Source organism: Streptomyces sp. NPDC053431, from assembly GCF_044544925.1.
GTDB lineage: Bacteria > Actinomycetota > Actinomycetes > Streptomycetales > Streptomycetaceae > Streptomyces.
The window spans coordinates 20,791-42,296 of the sequence record NZ_JBITXX010000004.1; the positions used below are offsets into that span (position 1 = coordinate 20,791).

General features: G+C 73.9%; 17 protein-coding genes. 6 read left to right on the plus strand and 11 right to left on the minus strand.

Translation table 11 applies throughout. The features are described from left to right. Positions 1 to 69: 69 nt before the first annotated feature. Positions 70 to 864 (plus strand): MBL fold metallo-hydrolase, encoded by a 795-nt coding sequence (locus ACIGXE_RS12775; RefSeq protein WP_399746413.1) that lies wholly within the window; start codon positions 70 to 72, stop codon positions 862 to 864. A gap of 123 nt (positions 865 to 987) precedes the next feature. Here ACIGXE_RS12775 and ACIGXE_RS12780 read toward each other — a convergent pair whose 3' ends face one another. Then, a complete protein-coding gene (locus ACIGXE_RS12780) occupies positions 988 to 1,818 on the minus strand; it encodes a class I SAM-dependent methyltransferase (protein WP_399746415.1) in 831 nt (276 codons plus the stop codon). A 229-nt stretch (positions 1,819 to 2,047) separates the two neighbouring features. Here ACIGXE_RS12780 and ACIGXE_RS12785 point away from each other — a divergent pair, with 229 nt between their 5' ends. Beyond that, complete coding sequence (locus tag ACIGXE_RS12785) at positions 2,048 to 3,205, plus strand: hypothetical protein (protein ID WP_399746417.1); 1,158 nt, start codon at positions 2,048 to 2,050, stop codon at positions 3,203 to 3,205. A gap of 178 nt (positions 3,206 to 3,383) precedes the next feature. Further along, a complete protein-coding gene (gene thpR, locus ACIGXE_RS12790; protein ID WP_399746419.1) occupies positions 3,384 to 3,971 on the plus strand; it encodes an RNA 2',3'-cyclic phosphodiesterase in 588 nt (195 codons plus the stop codon). Positions 3,972 to 4,039: 68 nt separating this feature from the next. Here the strand turns inward: thpR and ACIGXE_RS12795 are convergent, their stop codons facing one another. The 3 genes from ACIGXE_RS12795 to ACIGXE_RS12805 form a co-directional block, all read right to left on the minus strand. Further along, positions 4,040 to 6,136 carry a right-handed parallel beta-helix repeat-containing protein gene (locus ACIGXE_RS12795; protein WP_399746421.1) on the minus strand — a complete coding sequence of 699 codons (2,097 nt, stop codon included), beginning with the start codon at positions 6,134 to 6,136 and terminating at the stop codon, positions 4,040 to 4,042. A 521-nt stretch (positions 6,137 to 6,657) separates the two neighbouring features. After that, entirely contained in the window at positions 6,658 to 7,704 is a 1,047-nt protein-coding gene (locus ACIGXE_RS12800) for an iron-containing redox enzyme family protein (RefSeq protein WP_399746424.1), read from the minus strand. Between the two features lie 90 nt (positions 7,705 to 7,794). Continuing rightward, the gene (locus ACIGXE_RS12805) at positions 7,795 to 8,112 is read right to left on the minus strand and encodes a CDGSH iron-sulfur domain-containing protein (RefSeq protein WP_399746426.1); all 318 of its coding nucleotides are present in this window, start codon (positions 8,110 to 8,112) and stop codon (positions 7,795 to 7,797) included. A 137-nt stretch (positions 8,113 to 8,249) separates the two neighbouring features. Here ACIGXE_RS12805 and ACIGXE_RS12810 point away from each other — a divergent pair, with 137 nt between their 5' ends. Further along, entirely contained in the window at positions 8,250 to 8,813 is a 564-nt protein-coding gene (locus ACIGXE_RS12810) for an SRPBCC family protein (protein ID WP_399746429.1), read from the plus strand. A gap of 175 nt (positions 8,814 to 8,988) precedes the next feature. Here the strand turns inward: ACIGXE_RS12810 and ACIGXE_RS12815 are convergent, their stop codons facing one another. From ACIGXE_RS12815 to ACIGXE_RS12830, 4 genes are all read right to left on the minus strand, one after another. Then, positions 8,989 to 9,681, minus strand: coding sequence for an HAD family hydrolase (locus ACIGXE_RS12815; RefSeq protein ID WP_399746431.1), 693 nt, complete (start codon positions 9,679 to 9,681; stop codon positions 8,989 to 8,991). A gap of 103 nt (positions 9,682 to 9,784) precedes the next feature. Continuing rightward, positions 9,785 to 10,510: a HemK2/MTQ2 family protein methyltransferase gene (locus tag ACIGXE_RS12820; protein ID WP_399747117.1), complete on the minus strand. Its 726-nt coding sequence runs from the start codon at positions 10,508 to 10,510 to the stop codon at positions 9,785 to 9,787. Positions 10,511 to 10,860: 350 nt separating this feature from the next. Continuing rightward, positions 10,861 to 11,961, minus strand: a complete 1,101-nt coding sequence (locus ACIGXE_RS12825; protein WP_399746433.1) for a glutamate--cysteine ligase — start codon at positions 11,959 to 11,961, stop codon at positions 10,861 to 10,863. 440 nt (positions 11,962 to 12,401) lie between these two features. Next, complete coding sequence (locus tag ACIGXE_RS12830) at positions 12,402 to 13,421, minus strand: LLM class F420-dependent oxidoreductase (protein WP_399746435.1); 1,020 nt, start codon at positions 13,419 to 13,421, stop codon at positions 12,402 to 12,404. Positions 13,422 to 13,667: 246 nt separating this feature from the next. Between ACIGXE_RS12830 and ACIGXE_RS12835 the strand changes: the two genes are divergently transcribed. Beyond that, positions 13,668 to 14,087, plus strand: coding sequence for a CBS domain-containing protein (locus ACIGXE_RS12835; RefSeq protein WP_399746436.1), 420 nt, complete (start codon positions 13,668 to 13,670; stop codon positions 14,085 to 14,087). Between the two features lie 148 nt (positions 14,088 to 14,235). On the opposite strand, the gene ACIGXE_RS12840 is transcribed toward ACIGXE_RS12835, so the two are convergent. The 3 genes from ACIGXE_RS12840 to ACIGXE_RS12850 all read right to left on the minus strand — a co-directional run bounded on the left by ACIGXE_RS12840 (position 14,236) and on the right by ACIGXE_RS12850 (position 20,254). Continuing rightward, a complete protein-coding gene (locus tag ACIGXE_RS12840) occupies positions 14,236 to 17,772 on the minus strand; it encodes a LamG-like jellyroll fold domain-containing protein (RefSeq protein ID WP_399746438.1) in 3,537 nt (1,178 codons plus the stop codon). Positions 17,773 to 17,930: 158 nt separating this feature from the next. Further along, entirely contained in the window at positions 17,931 to 19,343 is a 1,413-nt protein-coding gene (locus tag ACIGXE_RS12845; protein WP_399746440.1) for a hypothetical protein, read from the minus strand. Between the two features lie 62 nt (positions 19,344 to 19,405). Further along, positions 19,406 to 20,254: a 5'-nucleotidase gene (locus ACIGXE_RS12850; protein ID WP_399746442.1), complete on the minus strand. Its 849-nt coding sequence runs from the start codon at positions 20,252 to 20,254 to the stop codon at positions 19,406 to 19,408. Positions 20,255 to 20,522: 268 nt separating this feature from the next. On the opposite strand from ACIGXE_RS12850, the gene ACIGXE_RS12855 reads away from it, so the two are divergent. Then, the gene (locus tag ACIGXE_RS12855) at positions 20,523 to 21,407 is read left to right on the plus strand and encodes an alkaline phosphatase family protein (protein WP_399746444.1); all 885 of its coding nucleotides are present in this window, start codon (positions 20,523 to 20,525) and stop codon (positions 21,405 to 21,407) included. Positions 21,408 to 21,506 lie beyond the last annotated feature (99 nt).

Below are 21,506 nucleotides of genomic sequence, written 5' to 3' on the forward strand. Positions count from 1 at the left end.
TCTTACCGATCGACCGTCTGCTAATTTAACGAACGATCGTACGGTAAACGACTGACGAGGAGATCCTTCATGCGTGTCCGTTGGCTCGGCTGGGCCGGAGTGGAACTCGAAGCGCAGGGCGAGAGCCTGGTCATCGACCTGCTCGGCCGGCCCGAAGGCGTCCTGGAGGGGACAGAGCTGTCGGGAGTGCCGCTCCCCAAGGTCGTGCCGCCCCGCGCGGAAGGCCATGTGCTCGCCGGGCTGTGCACCCACCTCCACCGCGACCACACCGACGCCGGCGCCCTCGCCCGGGCCCTGCGGCCCGGCGGAACGGTCCTGCACCCGGAGTCCTTCGGCGGCGACGCCCACGAGAACCTCTGGACGCTCAAGGCCGAGGCCGAACTCACCGCCCACGAGCTGCCCCGCCGGCCCATGGGCCTGTGGGAGACCACGACCGTCGGGCCCTTCACCATCGCCGCCGTACCCGCCGTCGACACCCTCGGCGACCCCCAGGTCTCCTGGGCCGTCGAAGCCGACGGCAAGCGGGTGATCCACCTGGGCGACACGATGTACCACGGCTACTGGTGGCGCGCCGCCCACCGCTACGGCCCCTTCGACGCCGTCCTCACCCCCATCAACGGACCGACCGTCTGCTTCCCGCACTGCCAGCCGCCGAGCCCCTGTCCGGCCTCGCTCGACGCCCGGCACGCCGCCCTCGCCGCGCGGCTCCTCCAGGCGAGGACCGCGATACCGATGCACTACGACGGCTTCCACTCCGACTTCTACGTCACCCAGCCCGAAGAGCTCGCCCGCTTCCTCGACGCCACCGCCGGCGAGCCCTACGAGGTCCTCACCCCGGAGCTGGGTGAGGAACTGACCCTCTGAAGTCGGCGGAGCCGCCGCACCGGCCCGGCGGGCAGGCGCGGCGGCTCCCCAGGCGAGGCCGGCACGGCGCGCGCGGCACGCACGGCGCCGCCGGCCGGGCACCGGCCCGCGGCGCGCCGAGGCTCAACGGCCGGGGCGACCACCGGTGATGACGTAGTAGTCGAGCAGACCCTGTTCCCAGGCGTACCGGAAGTTCCGCGGCCAGGTGCCGGGCTTCCACTGGGCGGACAGCCAGTGGTCCCAGCCCGGCCACACCGAGGGGCCGATGGACTCGCAGCGCACCTCGGTCAGCCCCGCCCGGGCCAGGGCGTCGGTCAGCTCGGCGGGGGGCCGGGCGATGTCCAGCCCGTCCGCGAAGGTGTCGAGCAGCTCGGCCAGCCGCGGGGCGGCTCCGGGCTCCGGGGCGAAGAAGCTGGTCACGGCGACCCGCCCGCCGGGGCGCAGCACCCGGGCGGCCTCCGCGGCGAACAGCCCCAGGTCGTCGAAGTGTTGTGCGGCCTCCACGCTGTAGACACAGTCGAACTCGGCGTCCTCGAAGGGCATCCGCTCGGCGGCCCCGCGCACCAGCCGCAACCGCTCGGGGCCGGTCCGGTCCAGGAGGTCCGCGTTGGCCCGGCGGGCCCGGTCCAGCTGCTGGGGGTGGATGTCCATGCCGGTGACCCGGTCGGGCCGGTACTCCTCGAGAGCCAGGGCACAGCCCATGCCCAGGCCGCAGCCGACCTCCAGGAGTCGAGCGCCGTCGAGGGGGGCCGCGCAGTCCAGCACGCGCCGGTACAGGTCCTGCTGGCTGCGGATCCTGTCGTCCACGGTGGGCGGGCCGTCGAGGTCCTCGGGCCGCCAGTACCCGAAGTTGATGAAGCCACCCGCGAAGACGGGCACCGCGCTCAGGTCGGCGGGACCGTACGTCTCCTGGACAGCGGCCCGCATGCCGTCGGGCCGGTCGTCATGGGTCATGCGCACACCTCCGCGCCCAGTGTGACCACGGGGTGACGGTCTGTCGACAACGCCCGGGCATGTCGGGGGCGGGTTCCGGTACGAGATCGGGACGTTCCCGTCACGTCACGGGGCTGGACCCGATGGCCGAGAAGTGGCTGAGTAGGAGCGGGCCCGTCGCCACGGGCCGCTTCCACGGGCGAGACCCGTTCCGCCCGCCCATCACGCGAGCACAGGGGGAGTTCGAGCCATGAGCGACGGCAGAGGTGGGCCGGACGTACCCCGTCCGGCGGACGACGCGGCGGCGCACGTACACGAGTCGAGCACGGAAGCGTCGGCGGCGGACCCTCTCGGCGCCGACCACGCGTCGAACGTGTCCCCCGGGACCGTCCCGGGCACCGACGGCGGCTTCACCGACCCGACCCCGGCCCAGGACGGCATCATCGTCCAGGGAGGACGCACGGCCGCGGGCGCCCACGACTCGTCACAGGCGATCGGCCCGAAGCAGGACGACCCGCGGGCCATCGGCCCGAAGCAGGACGACCCGCGGGCCATAGGTCCGAAGCAGGACGACCCGCGGGCCATAGGTCCGAAGCAGGACGACCCGCGGGCCATCGGCCCCAAGCAGGACGACCCGCGGGCCATCGGCCCCAAGCAAGACGACCCCCGCGCCATCGGCCCCAAGCAAGACGACCCCCGCGCGGTGGGCGAGGGCATCATCGTCCAGGGTGGGCGTACCGGGCACCCCGGCACGAAGGCGCGTCAGAAGCGTGCCAGGAAGAAGACGAAGACCATGGCCCTGGTCATCGGGGGCGTCATGGTCGTGGCCGTCGGCGGGGCGATCGCGGGCCGGCAGCTGGGTCAGGACCCGGCGACCACCCTGCCGCAGGCGGCGGCGCCGACGACCGCCTCCGCCGCTCCCGCCCCTTCGGCCACCGCCGGTGGCAGCAGCCCGGCGCCCGCTCCGAGCGAGTCCGCCCCCGCCACGGGCGCGGACTCGCCGACCCCCGTCGCCTCCGATCCGAGTCCGCGCGGTGGCGGCAGCGCGTCGCCGGCCCGTACGGCGCCGGCGACGCGCTCGGCCCAGCCGCCGCGGTCGGCCACGCCCGCTCCGGCGGCCGTGCCGTCGCTGTCGTTGCGTCCGGCCAGGGTCCAGGAGTACTGCGCGAACGGCGAGTGGCCGAACGCCCTGGTGATCCGCAACAGCGGGGGTGGCAGTCTGAAGTGGGCGGTGGGCGAGCTGCCGCCCGGGGTCACCGTCAGCGAGAGCGGGGGCTCCCTCGCCGCTGACGCCTCGCAGGAGATCGCGCTGGGGGGCCGCACCGAGCAGCCGCCCGCGAACGGCCGGTTCACGATCGGCTTCTCCAGCAACGGCGGCAGCGGCCAGGTCACCGTCGACTGCGCCTGAACGTCAGGCCAGGGAGCGGCGGCGGGCCCGGAGCAGTCGGACGCCCTTCACGACGTACCGGTCGGGCATGTCACGGCCCGCGCCGTACCGGCCGCCCGAACCCCGGCACCCGCGCCGGACGGCCCGCTGCCCCGTCGGGATGTGACCGGACGGGTCCGGATGAGGTACGAAAGGGTCCGTGAGTGATCAGTCCCCCGATGCGACCATCCGCGTGTTCATCGCCCTCGCCCCGCCCGACGACGCGAAGGACGAGCTGGCGGAGGCGCTGCGCCCGGCCTACGAGGCGTACCCCTCGCTGCGCTGGAACCGCATCGAGGACTGGCACATCACGCTGGCGTTCCTCGGCGAGCTGCCCGCCGCGGCCGTGCCGCCGCTGCGGGAGCCGCTCGCCGCGCTCGCGGCGGCCCATCGCCCGCTGGAGCTGGCGCTGCGCGGCGGCGGTCACTTCGACGAGCGCGTGCTGTGGAGCGGTGTCGACGGCGCCCTCGAAGGCCTGCACCTGCTCGCGACGGACGTGCGCGCCCTGGTGAAGGAGTGCGGCATCCCCTTCGAGGGACGTCCACTGCGCCCGCACCTGACCCTGGCCCGCGCCCGCCGCGGCGACGCCGCCGCGATAACCGACTCGGCGGCGGGCCTGGCCGGCTTCTCCGGCCGCCGCTGGCCCACGGCCCGCCTGCACCTGGTCGGCAGCAACTTCGGCCGCGGCCCGGGCCCGATCCGCTACCGCGACATCGAGTCCTGGCCGTTCGAGGGGGAGGGCCGGTAGAGCGCGTGAGAGGAGCCGCCGGTCCGGCAGGGGCGGCGGCTCCTCTCACCTCACGGGGGCGTCTTCCGTCAACCGCCGACCGCCATGTCGAAGATCCTCAGCGCCGTACCCGACGTGATGCCGCCCTGCGGCAGCGTGACCGAGTCGAGGGTCTTGCCCGCCGGGAGGGCGATCGTCCCGGCCCAGACGGACGCCGTGTGGGCGTACCGCGTGGTGCTGCCGTTGTACGGCGAGGCGTGCTGGTTCTGGTAGGTCGCGCGGGCGACCAGGACGTTCCCGGCCGCGGGGCTGGTGTCCCACCAGTCGGTGAGCGCGAGGGTGAACGTTTGCGTGGTGCCGTCGCGGAAGCGCAGGGTGCCCGTGCCGGCGGGTGCGTGCGAGGTGCTGAACCCGAGGAATCCGAGCTTGGATCCGGTGCCCGTGACCTGCACGGTCTGTCCGGCGGCGACGACGTGGTCCGGGGTGCCGGGGGCGCCGCGGTGGAAGGTGAGGGTGACGCCGTCGGCGGTGACCTGCCGTCCCGTTCCGAGCCCCGCCGCCGCGAGTGCCTCCGCGGAGAAGGAGCGGCCGGAGTTGGTGCCGGAGGACAGTCCGCCCGCGCTGGGATTGGCGTCGGCCGTCACGCCGACCTGGTTGTACGACGCCGTCAGGGGCAGGGCGCCGGGGGCGATGCCGGGTCCGTTGTACGCGCCGCGGTTCGGACCGGCGGTCGCGGACACGGGATTGCCGAAGAAGTCACGCCCGCCGTTGCCGGCGACGACCGCGCCGGAGCCGAGTGCCGGGGAGCCGGTGCGGAGCCGGTAACCGGTCACGTCGGCCAGGCTCTCGCCGCCGCTGCCGGGGGCGACCAGCCGGGGGTCGGAGGTGATCGCCCGGGAGTCTCCGGGGGCCGGGGCGATGCCGCCGAAGTAGGCGTTGGAGTCGTACGTGACGCCGGTCCCGGTGGCGAAGCTGCCGCCGGGGGCGACGAAGACGTTGTTGGTCACGCGCTTGTTGGCGCCGATCGTGTCCTCGACCGGGCGGGAGGGGCAGATGAACGTGTTGTTGTAGATGTGCGTGATGCCGGTGCCGCCGGTGGTGACGACCATGCGGCAGTCGTCCTGGGAGACGTTGTAGCGCAGGACGGCGTCGGTGGCGGTGGAACCGCCGCAGTTGCCCAGGCAGTTGAGGTACCAGCCGCCGGCGTTGCCGAAGGAGTAGTTGTACTGGAACAGGCAGGTGCCGGTGGTGGCGATGTCGCAGTCCCACGCGGTCGAGTCGAAGGTGGACGGGCGGCTGCGGCCGACGACGTTGAACTGGAAGGTGGGGTCGTGGCTGTTGTACGGCCACATGCCGGCGAAGTTGCCCGCGACGAACGGATAGTGCCCGAGGCCGAGGTCCAGGGCCGTGTTGTGCTCGACGAGGGGCGCGACCGCGTTGTGCACCACGATGCCGTCGCCGCCCGCCTCGCGGACGGTGTTGCCGGCGATTCGGACGGCGGTGCTGCGGGCGGCCCCGTCACCGCTGATCTTGATGGCCCCGCCGCCGGTGTCGTGCACCTGGTTGTCGGTGACGGTGATGCCGTCGAAGGGCCCGGCGGTGCCGGACGCGTGACGGATCATGATGCCGGCCGAGTAGACGTACCAGGATGCCTGGCTGCCGGTCTTGTCGCCCCAACCGGCGGTGTCGTAAACCTCGTTGCCGGTGATGACGATGCCCGCCTTGCGCGCGGCGGAGAGGGAGTCCACCTGGATGCCGGTCCGTTGGGCGCGGGTCGGGGCCGGGTTGGTCACGCGCAGGTCGCGGATGGTCCAGTGGCTCTGGTCGGTCAGGTGCACGGCGTACGGTGCCCCGTTGCCGTCGACGACGGGCGCCGGGCCGCTTCCGTACGCGCCGAGGGTGATCGGCGCGCCCTCCGCGCCGGAGCCCTGCGGCGCGAGCGTGCCCGCGCAGGTCGTGCCGGCGCGCAGGGAGAGGGTGTCCCCGGGGCCGAAGACGTGCCCGTTGGGCCCGCCGAGGGAGTTCCACGGCGCGGTGGCGGAGCCGTCCCCGCCGGTGGCGGCGGAGCAGTCGACGTAGAAGGCGCCGCTCACGGCGGCGCTCGCCGGGGGCGCGAGCGTGGCGAGCCCCGCGACGACCGCGAAGGCGCCGACGGCCGCGAGGGCGCTGCGGACCCTTGATCTCACTGATACCTGCCTCTGCGTGGGGGACGGACGAGGTGGTGGTGCTGCGGTGCGGTGCGGTGCGGTGCGGTGCGAATCTCGGGGCGGAGCAACCGAATGTCAAGAAGTTCGGACAGAAAAACCCAGATTCCAACAGAACTCCGCGTGCGCAGGGGTGGTCCACCGCCCCACATACCGGCCAAGCCGGCCGAGGCCCGGTACGTCGCGGGCGACGGTCCGTGCCGGGAGGCGGTCGAGGTCGAACGTCGACATGGCGAGCGGCATGCTCGCCGCGAGCGGCGGCATCAGCCTCCGCGAGGCGGGGCGGCGCCTGGACGCCTACGCGGCGACGCACGGAACCCGTTCCGCGACCGTCGCCGCGGCGTCGGTGCGCCGGGAACTGGCCCTGGCGGACGTTCTGGAGGCGGGCACCGCTCAGAGCACGGCCGACCCGGCACCGGGCTGGGGCACGGGGCGCCGGGGCCCGAGCCCGAGGCCCGGGCCCGGCCCGGGGGCGTGGGCCCGGCCCGGGGGCGCGGGCCGCGCTACTCCGCGGGCGGCAGGTCGTCGAGGGGTACGCGCAGGGCGGTCGTCCCGGACTCCCATGCGCGCATGACGGACTCCCCGAAGGCGTCCTCGAGCAGGACGGTGGCCTCGGCGCCGAACGTCACCTCGGAAGCGAGGTCCGGCTCCTCCTCCAGCAGACCACCGACCACCTCGCGCCGGACCAGCTGCTCGTGGACGGCGTCGGCCTCCACGTGCTCGTCGTAGAAGCGCGCCGCCACCTCGCCGGCACCGGCCCTGCGCAGCGCGGCGGCGATCCGGGAGGCGGCCGGCGACGACGTGATCTCCAGCGCCGCGAAATGGCCGACGAGGGCGCCCCGAAGGACCCGGCGCAGCCCGAGCATGGACATCAGGTTGGCGTTGGCGAGGGCGGGCGCCCCCACCACGGGCAGATAGTGCCCGTACCGCGGGTCGAGGTCGAGCGCGCCCATGAGGTCGGCGTAGAGCCGGGCGTGCATGCGGTCGGCGCGGCCGCAGCCGTACTCGTCGTACTGCACCGCCATCATCCCGGCCTTGGCCCGCCCCCGGAGCCGGGGTACCACCCACAGATGCGGGTCGGCTTCGCCGAGTTGGTGTACGGAGCGCAGGACCGCGTGCTCCCGCAGGTGTTCCATGGTGCCGTGGCGGAGCAGGTAGTGGGAGAGGCCACGGCCGTCGACGGGTTCGGTCAGCAGCGTCTCGAAGACCTCGACCGGGGTGGCGAAGCGCCCGCATTCGTCGCGCAGCGCCCCCTCGAACCGCCCTTCGAGGAGCGCGCGGAGGCCCAACAGCTCCGGGTCCCATTCGACCTCGTCGGGCACGCCCGCGAAGCCCTGGTAGTGGAGCTCGTAACCGAGGTGGAGGGCCAGTTGCAGGTCCTCCCCGTACGGCTCCGCGGCCGCGACGGCGCCCCGGTCCGGCAGCGCGCCGGGCAGCCCGCGCAGTCGCGCGATCAAGGCCTCGGACAACTCGCCGCGGGGCGGCGGCAGTTCGGGGCCGCCGTCGGGCCGGGCTCGTGCCCCCGTGTCACGCGGGGCTGTGGTCGTCATCGCGCGACCTCCTCACATCGGGTCGGGTCCGGGCAGCACCGCGGTCACCCTGGTTCACTTCGTCCCTGCCGATCCGTTCGTTCCGTTGCTTCAGTTGCTTCCCTTGTTCCCGTTGCTTCCGTTGGTCCCGTTGCTTGCGTTTCCGTTGCCTCCGGAACTGCCGGTGGCCCGCGTCGCCCGCAACCGGGGCCGGTGACTGGTGTCGCAGAACGGCTGCCTGAGGCTGCGGCGGCACATGCACAGGGCGACGACCGGACGGTCGCTGCGGCGGACCGTTCCGTCGGCCGCCACGATCTCGACCGGACCCTCGACCAGCAGGGGTCCGTCCGCCAAGGGAGTGATCCGCGCGGCGGCGGGCGGCCGGCGCTCGGTGTCCGGGTGTCCGGTGTTCTCGTCTGTGCGGCTCACGGCACACCTCCACTCATGGGAAGACCACAGTGCGGATGCCCCGTCGTGCCCTCGGTATGCCCGCGTGGCGCGTGTGCCCGGTGGGACCCGGGTAGTCGCAGGCGGGCAGGGAGGGGATGGGATGGGAGGAGGAGTCGATGAACACGGTGCACGAGACGATCAAGGTGGCGGCCCCGCTGCGCGCGGTCTACGGCCAGTGGACGCGGTTCGAGGACTTCCCCCGCTTCATGGACGGTGTCGACGAGGTCCGGCAGCTCGACGAGCGCCGCTGCCACTGGCGTACGCACGTGGGAGGCGTGTCTCGGGAGTTCGACACCGAGATCGTCGACCAGCTGCCCGACGAGCGGATCTCGTGGCGGACGGTGAGCGGCGACGTGCGGCAGAAGGGCGTCGTCACCTTCCACCGCCTGGACGCCCGTCACACCAGCGTGAGGCTGGCCATGGACGTCGAGCCGCAGGGGATCGTCGAGAAAACCGGAGCAGCCCTGGGACTGCTGGAGAACCGGGTCCGGGGCGACCTGCGGCGCTTCAAGCGGCTGGTCGAGACCGGCGACGCCATGGACGAGGGCTGGCGCGGACGCCTCCGCCCCGCCGACAGCACGGGCGAGGCCCCGCCGGCCCCCGCACCGAAGCCGCCCGAGCGCCCGGGCCCCTACCCCGGCCCGCTCCCGGACGACCCGAGCGGCGCGCCGGACGACTGACCGCCTCGCGACGTGGACCGCGGCCGCGACAGACCGCCAGGGGGACGGACCGCTACCGCGACAGGCCGCCAGGGGGACGGACCGCTACCGCGACAGACCGCCAGGGCCGGACCGCATGCCAGGTCAGAGCGCTAGGGGAAGCGGTGCCGGAAGCGGTGCCGGCCAGGGAAAGCGGTCAGTTCGGGGGCCGGGACAGCGGGCTCGAGTCGATGTGCCGGAGCAGGGTCGCGGCGTCCTCGTAAACGGTGACGGCCCCGGCGTCCTCCAGCTCACCGCGTGACGTGCCGCCCGTCAGCAGACCGATGCACGGGACGCCCGCCCGGCCGGCGGCTTCCACGTCCCATACCGCGTCGCCGACGAAGACGGCGTCCTCCGGCTCCGCGCCCACCTTCCGCAGCGCCGTCTCCACGAGGTCCGGCGCGGGCTTGGTGGTCTCCACGTCGGCGCCCGAGGTGGCCGCCTCGATCACCTCGTCGGCGCCGAGCCGCTTGCGCACCACGGCCACCTCCTCTTCGGCCGCCGAGCTGGCGAGCACCACCCGCCAGCCCCGGGCCGCCGTCGCGCGCAGGAGTTCCGCCGCGCAGTCGAAGGGTCGCAGCGTGTCGTACCACTCGGCGTACAGCGTGCCGTGGGCGTCCGAGACGGCGCCGTCCTCGCTGTGCCGGCGCTGCGGGCCGAGGACGGCGTCGAGGAGCCGGTCGGAGCCCATGCCGATGGCGCGGTGGATCCGGGCCATCGGCACCTGGTGACCGAACTGGCGCAACGCCTGCCACCAGGCCAGCGTGTGCAGGTAGTTCGTGTCCACGAGGGTGCCGTCGAGGTCGAACAGGGCCACGCCTCGGGCCTGTCGTACTCCGTGCGAGGTCATCACACCTCCCCATAGGGGCCAGGGGCCGGGTCTGGTCCGCCGGGCGCGGTGCTCACGCCCGTGCGGCGCCGCACATCCTCGCGGCGCTCGCGCTCACATGGGCTCACGCCGCGTCGTCGGCGTGGCGTCCCGGCGTCGTCACTCCGCGACTGCCCGCCGACGTCGCCGCCATGCGCGCCCCGGTCCGGACCGCCCGGATCACCACCAGCTCCTCGCTGCGCGCCCCGGGCTCGGCCAGGCCCCGCCGCTCGAACCAGGCCGCGCGCTCCGCCATCACGGGGCCGTACGGCTGGACGCGGCGCGCGCTGACCTGGGCCCAGAGGCCCCCTTCGCGCAACGCGGTGAGGCTGGCCGCGACTCCGCTGAGCGAGGACTGGACGAGCAGCAGCACCCCACGGGGGGCCAGCAGCGAGGGCGCGGCCCGGCAGATCCGGTCGAGGACGATCCGGCCGTCCGGGCCCGCGTCCCATGCCCGACTCGGCCCCCTGGTGGGCGTCGACGGCGAAGCGGCCGGTACGTAAGGGGGGTTGACGGTCACCAGGTCGAAGCGCTCGCCGGACACGGGCGCGGTGAGGTCCCCGCGCACGACGCGCACCCGGCAGCCGTGCAGCCGGGCGTTGCACCGCGCCGCCGCGACGGCCGCGCCGGAGATGTCGGCCGCGGTCGCCTCGGCTCCTCGGGCGGCGGCCGCGATGGCGAGGATGCCGGTGCCGGTGCACAGGTCGAGCGTGCGCACTCCGGGCTCCAACCGCTCGCGCGCGAGACTCTCCAGGAGCAGTGCCGTGTCGCCCTGCGGGGCATAGACGCCGGGCGGTCTGAGCATCCTCATGACTCCTGTACCGCCGAGCATCTCTTCCGGCTCGGCCGGGGCGCGGACTGCGGGAACGGGGAACGTGACCTCGTCCATGTGGACACCTCCTGCGGGGCGGTTACCCACGACGGCGGTCGGCAGACGTCGGACCGGCCCGGTCGGCATGTCGGGGCGGCCGGCCGGAAGAACGGGCAGGTCCGTGGCAGAACGGCAGATGCGTGGCAGGACGGCGGATCGATGGCAGGACGGCGGATCTGTGGCAGGACGGCAGGACGACAGGTCCGTGGCAGGCCGGCGGGCTGCGGCCGGGCAGCAGGACGGTAAGACCGGTCACAGAGGGGAACGGCGTCGAGACGGATGGTCCGTATTCAGGCAGCGGCCGTCAGGTGGGCGAGGGCGTCCACGACGTCGGTGAGGCGGCCGTTCCGGCGGTACTCCGCGCGCTGCCGGGTCGCGCCGCCGCCGTGCGCGCGGATGCGCTGCCACTGGCGCAGCACCTGCGCGGTGTCACCGGTGACGTCGAGCGCCGGGCGGGCCCGTGCCACGAGCCGGTCCACCAGCTCGACGGCGGGCCGTGCGAGTCCCGTACAGGGATCGATGCCGTAGCCGGACAGGCCGTGCCAGGCGGCCAGTTCGTGGGCGAGCAGGAGCCGCCTCGGCGGGATGCGCTGCACGGGACGGTGGGCCAGCTCGTCGGCGAGCAGGGTCATGGCGAGGGCGCGGACGAGGGCCGCGAGCAGTACGACGGTCCCGACGTCGGCGTTGGAGTCGGCGACCCGGATCTCCAGGGTGGGTACGTGTTCGGACGGCCGGGCGTGCCAGTACAGCATGCGGCGGTCCATCAGCGTGCCGCTGCGCACCAGCTCGGCCACGTAGGCGAGGTATCCGGTCTCGTTCAGGTCGGGTGCGGGGCCGACCGTGGGCCAGCTCGCGTACTCGACGGAGCGCCAGCTGTCGAATCCCGTGTCCCGCCGCCGCGCGAAGGGCGAGTTGGTCGAGACGGCCTGCAGGACCGGCAGCCACGGCGCCATCCGGCGCGACAGGGCGAGCGCGCGTTCGCGGTCGAGGCTGCCGACGTGGATGTGGCAGCCGCAGACGAGCCCGTCGACGGCGCTGAACCGGGACGCGAAGCGGTCCGCCATGCGGCGGTAACGCTCCGTGTCGGTGACGGTGAGTGGCCGTTCGGGCGGCACCACGGACGTACCGCTGGCGACCGGCAGGCATCCCTCCGCCTTGGCGGCGTCGGCGACCACCGCACGCAGCCAGACCAGTTCCTCCCGCAGGTCGGCGAGGCAGGCCGTCGGCCGGGAGGTGGTCTCGATCTGGGCGTTGAAGAACTCCCGCTGGACCTGTTCGCCGAGCACCGTGGCGGCCGAGGCGATCACCTCGGATCCCCGGTCCGCCGGAGCGCGGGTGGTCCTGTCGGCGAGGAGGAACTCCTCCTCGACCCCCATTGTCAGGACCTCCATGACCTCCTCCTCGCGTCGGTCCGCGACTACCCGGAAACGCGGGTTCCACCCGCGGCGCGGTCGGCTCACCTTCCAGTGTGTCCCCCGGCCGTCGATCAGGCGGTCCGCTACGGCGCCGCCGCGGTGCGCCGGAGGGCGAGGCCGAGGCCGGGGGCGCGGGAGGACCCGGGGCGGACGGCGCCGCCGGAAGGGCCGCGGAGGCCGTCGCCCTCGCACGGCATCGGTTCGAGGCGGGCGTGGTCGGCGCAGCATTCGACGTGCCGCAGGGCGGAGGCGTTCCGCGGCCGGGACGGCGAGGGCGGCGCCGCCGAGGGCGGAGGTGTCGAGGGCGGAGGCGTTCCGCGGCCGGGACGGCGAGGGCGGCGCCGCCGAGGGCGGAGGTGTCGAGGGCGGCGACGGCGGCAGGGACCGGGGCGTCGTTCATCGGGGCGGCCCCGGAGTCATCGCTCGGTGTCGGTACGACCCGGCCGGCCCGGCCCGCCCGTTCCGTCGCCGTCCTGGGCCCCGGCCCCGTCGAGCAGCGGCAGCACCTCGGTGCGGTAGAAGTCGAAGAAGCCGCGCTGTTCGGGCCCCATCTGGCCGATGTGGACCCGGTCGACGCCCGCGTCGACGTACTCGCGCAGGCGGCGGACGTGCTCCTCGGGGTCCGGGCCGCAGGGTACGGCCGCGCCGACGGTCTCCTCGGTCACGAGTTCCGAGGCCTGCTCGAAGTGGCGCGGGGTGGGCAGGATCTGGTTCAGCTCACCGGGCAGGTGCTCGGTCGGCCAGAGCCGGTGCGCCGTGCGGACCGCCTCGTCACGGTCCCGCGACCAGCAGACCTTGGTCGCGGCCGCCACGGGCCGCGTCGGGTCGTCGCCGCGGAAGGCGTCGATCAGCTCGCGGTCGGGAGCGGTCGTGACGAAACCGTCGGCGATGCGCGAGGCGAGCTCGGCGGCCTTGGGGCCGAAGGCCGAGATGTCGATGGGCGGCGGGGTGTCGGGGACGGTGTAGAGGCGGGCGTTCTCGACGGTGTAGTGGGCGCCCCGGTGGGAGACCTGTTCGCCGGTGAACAGCAGCCTGATGACCTCGACGGCCTCCTCCAGCATGTCCAGGCGTACGTCCGCGGCCGGCCAGCTGTCGCCGAGGATGTGCTCGTTGAGCGCCTCTCCGCTGCCGAGCCCGAGCCGGAATCGCCCGTTCAGCATGACCTGGGACGTGGCGGCCGCCTGGGCCACGAGCGCGGGGTGGAGGCGTACGGTCGGGCAGGTCACGGCGGTCTCGACCGGCAGGTCGCAGCTCTGCGAGAGGGCACCGATCACGGACCAGACGAACGGGCTCTGCCCCTGGGCGTCGTTCCAGGGGTGGTAGTGGTCGGAGATCCACAGCGAGCGGAAGCCCGCGTCCTGGGCCATGCTCGCCTGCTCGATCAGGTCCGCGGGCCCGAACTCCTCGCAGGACAGGAAGTAGCCGAATTCGGTCATCGCACCTCCCGGGTGCGGCTGACCGCTCCCCACGCGTGTTCCGTGGGGAGCGGAACGGTCGTGCGTGTCACGGGGCGGGTGCCTCGGGCAGGCGGCTGCCCCGCGACTCCCCGGGAAAACCCGGGATCGGCGGCATGAAGCCCGACAGCAGGGGCAGCCGCGGGGTGAAGGCGACCACCGGCGTGGTGGAAACAGGTCGGGGACCGCGGCCTGCCCGCGCCACGACACAGGGGACAGCGAACCGTTATGAAGAAGGCACGTGACCTCATGACCCCGGACGCGACCTGCGTCCGGTCCTCCGAGACCGTCCTCGACGCCGCCCGGCGGATGGCCGAACTCGACGTGGGCGCGCTGCCCATCTGCGGCCCCGACGAACGCCTGCAGGGGATGCTCACCGACCGCGACATCGTCCTGAAGGTCGTCGCCGCGGGGAAGGACCCGGCGCAGTGCACCGTGGCCGAGCTCGCCCAGCACGAGATCGTCACCGTGGCGGCGGACGACTCGGCCGACACCGTGCTGCACGTGATGAGCGAGCATCAGATCCGGCGCGTCCCCGTCATCGACGGGCACGTCCTCGTCGGGATCATCGCGCAGGCCGACGTCGCCCGGGAGCTGCCCGAGCGGCAGGTGGGCGACCTTGTCGGATCCGTGTCGTCGCACTCGTGAGCGACGTCGGGTCCGGGTCGTCGTCATCGTGAGCGACGGATCCGTCTCGTCGTCATCGTGAGCGCGAGGGAGCGCGACGAGGTCGGCGCCGCCCGTGCGGGGCGACGCCGACCTCGTGCCGTACGACCGCCGGGGCGGCGGCGTCCGGTCACATGCGGGCGTACGCGCCCTGGGCGGTGACCGTGTCGAAGGCCAGGCGGACGGCCGTGCTCGAATCCGCCGGGGCCGGGGTGTCCGCCGAGCGGAGGGCGGTCAGTTCGGTGTCCGACAGGGCGCGGCGGACCAGCCGGAACTCGTCCAGCGAGCCGTGGAGGCGGTCCGCGGCGCCGCCGTCGGGGCGGGCGCCGAGGAGGAAGCCCCGGACGTCGAACCCGTCGTCGTACGTCACCGAGCCCGCCGGGGCCTGCTTCGCGCTGGTGGTGCCGTCGACCGACAGGGTCAGCGTGCCGCCCTGGCGGCGCAGCACGACCAGGCGCCAGGTGTCGTCGCCGAAGACGGTGCCCTGCGGGGCGACGACGTCGAGCGTGGTGGTCGCCGCGTCCGTCTGGAGCAGGGCCGTGACCTTATTCTGGGAGGGCACGGCGCGGATCCACAGCTGGCGTTCCCCGGCGCCCACGCCGTAGGCCCAGGCGAGCACCGGGGTCGTGTTGTCGGCGGCCGTGAAGCGCACCCAGGTGGCGAGGGTGAAGTCGCCCGCGCCGAGGGCCTTCGCGTCGCCGTAGGGCAGCTCGACGGCGTCGTCGACGCCGTCGAGCACGAGGGCCCGGCCGTACTTGGCGCCGGTGGAGGTGGGCGTCGCCCCGCCGCGGACGTATCCGTGCCCGCAGTGCGGGCCGGCGTCGGGCGTGGCCCGGGTGGTCGCGTCGTCGACGGGCCGCGCCACGAGGTGCTGTTCGGTGTTGCCGGGCTCCATGGACCACCACAGGTCCGGGTCCTTGGGGGCGGCCCAGCCGCCGGCCGGCGTGTCCAGGATGTCGGCGACGTCGGCGGCGCTCAGGGCGCGCCGGTAGTAGCGGAAGTCGTCGAGCTCGCCGGTGAGCACGTCCGTGCCGGTCGGCTTCGAGCCGATGCGGAAGCCCTCGGGCGTGGCGATGCCGTCCGTGAAGGAGCCGGTCAGGCCGTCCGCGGACACGACGCGCGCCCCGGCGGCGGGGTCGGCGCCGTCGACGCCCAACGTGAGGCGGGAGCCGGGGGCCTGGCCGGCGCTCCGGGTGAGGGTGAGCAGGTGCCACTGGCCGTCACCGAAGGCCCTGCGGTCGGTCTGGCCGGCCGCCTGGGTGTCGGGCAGGTCCATCTCGACCGCTCCGCCCGCGGTCTCCGCGCGTACGGTCAGCTTGTCGAGGGAGGGCTTGGCGCGCACCCACAGGGACGGCCTGCCGGAGGTGGAGCCGTACGCCCAGATCAGCGCCGCGTCCTTGGTGGTGGCGGTGGCGGCGTAGCGGAACCAGAGGGCGAAGGTGAAGTCGCCGGCGCCGTTGTCGAGGGCGGGGACGAACGGGGCCTCCACGCCGGGCAGTCCGGCGCCGACCGCGAGCGCGCCGCTGCCGATCCGTCCGGCGGTCACGGCGTTCTCGGACGAGGTGGTGCCGAGGAGGGTGCCGTCGGCGCAGTGGCCGGACACGTCGTCCTGGATGCGGGTGGTGCGCAGCGCCACCGTGTCGGCGGTGTCGACGACCTGGAAGGGCAGGTGTGCGGCGAGCCGGTCGGTGGCCACGCCGGAGGCACCGGCTCCGCGCAGCAGGGCGCGCTGGTCGGCGGTGAGCGCGGTCCTGTAGAGCCGGAACTCGTCGAGGGAGCCGGTGAATCCGTCGGCGGGCGCGCCCGCGGGGTCCACGACGGGCTTGTCGCCGACGCGGATGCCGAGGACGGTGGGGTCGGTGCGCGGGCCGGCGAGCGCGCCGGAGACCTGGCCCTGCTGGGTGCCGGTCAGCCCGTCGACGTCGAGAGTGACCGTGCCGCCGCCGCGGACCAGTGTGAGGTGGTGCCACTGGCCGTCGCCGAAGGCGGGCCTCGCCGGGTCGGGTCCGGTCAGCGTGGCCGTGGCGGTGCCGCCGGTGCCCTGCACCCAGGCGTACAGCCGGTTCTGGCCGGGCTGGGCCCGCACCCAGACCTGCGGCTTGGCCGAGCCCACGCCGTACGCCCAGAACAGCGCCTGCTGCGGGGTGCTCGCCGTGGTGTCGTACTTGAAGAAGAGGGAGTACGTGACGTCTCCCGCGCCCGGGTCGAGCGAGGGGGTGTACGGCAGGTCGGCGTGGCCGTCGACGCCGTCGAGGACGAGGCCCTGCCCGAACGACGTCGAGGGGCCCGTCGGCGGGTGGACCGCGCCGGAGCCGAGGGCGGCGCCGGCGGACACGTAGGCGTCGTTGGCGTCGGCGGTGGTGTCGGGGGTGGTCCGCCCGGCCGCCGGGGTGGGCTGGGGCAGCGCGGAGCCGAGGTGCGTGACGGAGGCCGGGAGCTGGAGGTCGGCCGCGCGGAAGCGGTTGAAGTAGATGTTCTCGGCGGAGAAGCTGGGGCCGCCCTCGTAGAGCAGGCCGAACTCGCCCTCGGAGAGCTCGGCGAGGTCGGAGTAGCCCGCCCGGTCCGTGGCCGCCGCGCTCATCAGACCGCCGGGTGCGTCCGTCCAGGTCGTGCCGTTGTCCGTGGAGTAGCGGATCCGCATCTCCTGGCGGTTGGTGGGGTGCGCCGGGGCGGACATGAGCAGCAGGTCGCCGGGGGTCGAGCGGTAGGTCCGGGCCGGGACGAGGACGGAGCCGTTCACGTCGGGGCCGGTCCAGCCGGAGGTGAGCCCGAGCTTCGGGACGGTTGTGCCGCCGTCCGCGCTGACGGCGTGCATCCGGTGGCCCGCGGCGTAGGGGCTGCGGGCGCTGATGTACACGGCGCCGCCGGGGAGTTCGGCGACGGTCGGTTCGCCGGGCTTGGCCGTGGGGGTGCCGTCGGCGTCCTGGGCGTACGAGTTGACGGTGGAGCTGCGCTGCCAGGTCGCGCCGTGGTCGTCGCTGTAGAGGATGCCGACCCGGGCGTCGGTGCCGCTGGGCCGTTCGTACGCGCCGACGAGGAGGCGCCCGGCGTGCGGGCCCTCCTGCAGCTGGATGCCGTGGGTCGGGCCGGTGCCGAACCAGCCGGTGCCGGTGGCGGTCAGGCGCGGGGCGGGCTGCGGGGCGCCCCAGGTGAGGCCGTCGTCGGAGCTCTTCTGCACCCACGACTTGCGGGTCTCGCCGGCGGTGGGGACCGCCTTCTCCGAGTTGGAGAGCAGGAAGACGTCACCGGTCGCGAGGTCGGCGATCGGCGAGGCGTTGCCGCGGACGTACGGTGCCTCGGGGTCGCTCTCGCTGCCGGAGAGGACGACGCGGATCGGGCCCCAGGTGCGCCCGTCGTTGGTGGAGCGGCGCACGACGGTGTCGATGGGGCCGCGGTCGGCGCAGGAGGGTGAGGTGCGGGCCTCGGCGAAGGCGAGCAGCGCGCCCGACCTGGTGCGCACGAGCGTGGGTATCCGGAAGCAGCCGTAGCCGGCGGTGCCCGAGCGGAAGAGGATCTGCTGGGTGCCGATGCGCTGGGCGTCGGACAGCGCCGTGCCGCTCGCCGCCGCGGGGGGTGCCGCGGCGAGGCCGAGGAGGGAGCCGAGGGAGGTCAGTGAGGCAAGCAGCGCCCCGGCGCGCAGCCGGGGACGTGATCGTGTTCTCATCATGACCAGGACGCTAATCAGTCGTCAGATCGCCCTGGCGACCGCCCCTTTGCGACATCCGCTCCGTCCCGCTTCGCGGCGCGACGGCGGCACGGTGTGCTCCCGCCCGTCTCCGCCCGGGCAGCCGCCCCGGCCGCCGTTCCGGCCGGGGCGGGGGGCCGTCAGCGTGCGGCGCGGAGGGAGACGCGCAGGTTCTCGTGCTGGTCGCGGACGACGAAGAGGCCCGCGCCGGCCACGCCCGTGTGGAGCGGGATCTCCACGCCGGCGTCGAGCACCTTGGCGTCGCCCGTCTTCGTGGTCAGGTCCAGACGGGCGAACACCTCGGCGGAGGCGTCGCCGTCGACCTTGCCGTAGGCGGTGCCGTCGTCGGCGACGGACTCGACGGCGACGGTCTTGGCGTTGCCGTCGCCCTGGAGGCAGACGCCCTGCTTGCGCTCCACGTCGAAGGTGACGGGCCCGGCGGCGAGGAAGCGGCCCGAGGGTGAGGTGACGACCGGGTACTCCCGCGAGTGGCCCTCGACGCCCTTCGACGGGAAGGCCTCGTAGGCGCATTCCATCCGGGCCAGCACCGCGCCCGTGGCGATGTCGTGCACCGACCACTCGGTCGGCCCGCTCGACCCGTTCCGCTCGGGGCCGTGCCACTGGGCGAGGAAGCGGCCGCCGGCCACTCCGTAGACGTCGCCGTTGGTGTCGAACGAGAGTCCGCCGGGCGGCGAGGGCGCCGCGCCCTCGGGCCGCACGTCCTCGCTGGTCCAGACGCCGGGGACGCTGAAGCCGTGGCCGAGACCGACCAACGGCCCCTTGGCGCCGACCGCGACCACCCGGGACCAGCCGCACTCGTACGGCTTGTTCTCGCACTGTCCGTTCAGGAGGTCGTTCGGGTTCTCGTACCGGGTCATCCGGCCCGTGGCGACGTCCACGGCAACCGACCGGCTCGGGTAGCGCCCGTGCTCGCCGTAGGCCACGAGGAGGCGGCCGCCGTCGGCGCTCACCCGCCACTCGTTCTCCTCGGCGTCCACCGGTACGTCGATCTCACGCAGCGGCTTGCGGCCGGTGCCCTCGCCGTCGGCGGCGTAGACGGCGAGGCGGACCACCTCGGTGCCGTCGTGGAGCGCGTCCTTGCCGGTCATGCCGTGCGCGGACAGCACGACGTACTCGCGCCCGTCCTGCTCGTAGCCGAGCACGGCGGGGATCTCCCCCTCACTCCTGGCGTCGTCCATGGGCGTCGGCGGGTGCCAGGCGGCCGAGGTCCACCGGTCCTTCCCGGTGTCGGCGGCCTTCGTCCGCAGGGCGAAGCCGGCGGAGTCGTCGAGCGTCAGGAGCGCCACCGCGGCGGCGCGCGGCAGCACGGCCACGGGCGGTTCGTCCGCCTCTCCCGGGACCCAAGGGAGGGTCTCGTCCCAGCCCTTGCCGGCGTCGTAGGCGGGCGGCAGGGTCATCGTGGCGAGCGCCTTGTCGCCGCCGGTCGCCGCCGGGTCGGCGCCGTCCTTCCCGTTCGCGTCCGACCCGTTGCCGCAACCGGCAAGGACCGCGGCCGTGAGCACGGCCATCGCCGTGGCCTTCGCTGCGCGCATGCGTTCGTGTCCCCCATGCATTGTTGATCAAATAGGCGTCACATTAGCAATGTGACGCCTGGTCAGTGACCACGGGCAACGAACCGGATCCGGCCGGGCGCCGGTACCCCGGCGGGGCGGTCGGGTGCGGTGGTGGCGGCCAAGTGGGCGACCAGCGCCCGGACTTCGCTCGTGACGCCGCCTTCCCGCGCGGTCACGTCGGCGAAGACGGTGAAGCCGTCGCCGCCGTCGGCGAGGGACTCGTCGAGCACGACGCGGTACGTCGCCGCCGGATCCAGGGGCTCCCCGTGGACGCGGACGGTGTCGGCGAGGACCCGGTCGGCGCCGGTCCGGCTCATGTCGACCGCGTACGACAGCTCCGCCGACAGCTGGAGGAAGCGCGGGCTCGCCCGGTTCTCCCCGGTGAACTGCTGCCGGAGCGCGGCGAGCAGGTGCTCGCCGGTGACCGGCAGGACCCACAACGGGGCGTCGGACGGCTGCACATGGCGTGCGTCGGCGTAGGTGACCGCGCCGCCATCTCCGTAGCGGAGGTCGGCGCTCATGCGGCCCGGGTTCACCAGGGCGAAGTCGGCACCGTACGCCTGGCCGGCGGCGGCCTGGGCGTCGGCGATCAGACTTCCGAGCGGCGTCTCGGGGAGGGTGGAGCTCCGGCCCGGCAGGTCGTCCGCGATGTAGCCGACGACGCGGTCCTCGGGGGCGAGGTCCGCCCCGAGGCCGAGAGCCGGGTCGGTCCGGAGGCCGGGGGCCGGATCGGTCCGGAGGCCGGGGGCCGGATCGGTCCGGAGGCCGGGGGCCGGATCGGTCCGGTCGGCCTGGTCGGCGCCGGCCGTGCCGCCGGGTACGACGGCGGTGAGGGCGAGGGAGGAGAGGAGCAGTACGGGGAGGCCTCGGCGGGCGAATCTGCTGGTCACGTCCACGGTTGTACGGGCGGGGCGAGCGCCGGCGGGCGAGCCGGCCGGGGCGGCTCACTCCGACGGAGGGGAGGCTTTCACCGCGGGGACGACGCCGGTGCGTCCTTCCGGCCCAACCGTCCGTACGGGCTTCCCGGGCGGGAGCGCCGGCGGGCGGCGGAGGCAGACGTTTCCCGGCTCTTTACGTGCGGGGTCCTTCAAGGTTGGCATGAGCACGCCTAGCCTTCGGCTGCACCGCCCCCTGTCACCCCCTCAACCGGAGGTAGCCGTGTCCGGCGCGTCCACCCCTCGCCGCACCGCCCTTCTTTCCGCTCTCGGCCTCGCGGCCGCGTCGATCGGCCTCTGGGCCGGTTTCGGCGGTACCTCGTCGGCGGCCGAGACCGCGGCGACCGTTCCCACACCCGACCACGTGGTGGTCGTCGTCTTCGAGAACCACGCCTACAGCCAGGTCATCGGCAGCTCCAGCGCCCCGTACATCAACTCGCTGAAGTCCGGGGGCGCCAACCTGACCCAGTCGTATGCGGAGACCCACCCGAGCCAGCCGAACTACTTCGCGCTGTTCTCCGGCTCCACCCAGGGCGTCACCGACGACAGCTGCTACACGCCCGGCTTCTCGTCGGCGCCCAACCTGGCCTCGGAGCTGATCGCCGCGGGCCGCACCTGGGCGAGCTACAACGAGACGCTGCCCAGCCAGGGTTCGACCACGTGCAGCAGCGGCAGGTACGCCCGCAAGCACAACCCCTGGTTCGGCTTCTCCAACGTCCCGACCTCGTCGGCGTACACCTTCGCGCAGTTCCCGACCGACTTCACCAAGCTGCCCCAGGTGTCCTTCGTCGTGCCGAACCTGTGCAACGACATGCACGACTGCTCGGTCGGCACCGGCGACACCTGGCTGAAGAACAACCTGGGCGCCTACGCGACCTGGGCGAAGACCCACAACAGCCTGCTCGTCGTCACGTTCGACGAGGACAACCGGTTCGCCGGCAACAAGATCCCGACCGTGCTCTACGGCCAGCAGGTCACACCGGGCGCGACGTCCTCGACGACGTACAACCACTACAGCCTGCTGCGCACGATCGAGGACATGTACGGCACCACGCACGCCGGCCAGGCCGCCAACGCGAGCCCGATCACGGGCGTCTGGACCTCGTGACGCGTCCCTAGGTCCTGTGGTCACACTCCCGTCCTTGCGCGGGGCAGGCGGGAGTTCGACGACAGGGCCCTGCGGACCTCGCGACGCCCCCGCGACGGC

Bases quoted from the DNA above. Each gene is read 5' to 3' on its own strand.
- ACIGXE_RS12775 (WP_399746413.1), top strand. From the start codon at position 70: ATGCGTGTCCGTTGGCTCGGCTGGGCCGGAGTGGAACTCGAAGCGCAG.
- ACIGXE_RS12780 (WP_399746415.1), bottom strand. From the start codon at position 1,818: ATGACCCATGACGACCGGCCCGACGGCATGCGGGCCGCTGTCCAGGAG.
- ACIGXE_RS12785 (WP_399746417.1), top strand. From the start codon at position 2,048: ATGAGCGACGGCAGAGGTGGGCCGGACGTACCCCGTCCGGCGGACGAC.
- ACIGXE_RS12800 (WP_399746424.1), bottom strand. From the start codon at position 7,704: ATGACGACCACAGCCCCGCGTGACACGGGGGCACGAGCCCGGCCCGAC.
- ACIGXE_RS12810 (WP_399746429.1), top strand. From the start codon at position 8,250: ATGAACACGGTGCACGAGACGATCAAGGTGGCGGCCCCGCTGCGCGCG.
- ACIGXE_RS12815 (WP_399746431.1), bottom strand. From the start codon at position 9,681: ATGACCTCGCACGGAGTACGACAGGCCCGAGGCGTGGCCCTGTTCGAC.
- ACIGXE_RS12820 (WP_399747117.1), bottom strand. From the start codon at position 10,510: ATGAGGATGCTCAGACCGCCCGGCGTCTATGCCCCGCAGGGCGACACG.
- ACIGXE_RS12825 (WP_399746433.1), bottom strand. From the start codon at position 11,961: ATGGAGGTCCTGACAATGGGGGTCGAGGAGGAGTTCCTCCTCGCCGAC.
- ACIGXE_RS12830 (WP_399746435.1), bottom strand. From the start codon at position 13,421: ATGACCGAATTCGGCTACTTCCTGTCCTGCGAGGAGTTCGGGCCCGCG.
- ACIGXE_RS12835 (WP_399746436.1), top strand. From the start codon at position 13,668: ATGAAGAAGGCACGTGACCTCATGACCCCGGACGCGACCTGCGTCCGG.
- ACIGXE_RS12840 (WP_399746438.1), bottom strand. From the start codon at position 17,772: ATGATGAGAACACGATCACGTCCCCGGCTGCGCGCCGGGGCGCTGCTT.
- ACIGXE_RS12845 (WP_399746440.1), bottom strand. From the start codon at position 19,343: ATGCGCGCAGCGAAGGCCACGGCGATGGCCGTGCTCACGGCCGCGGTC.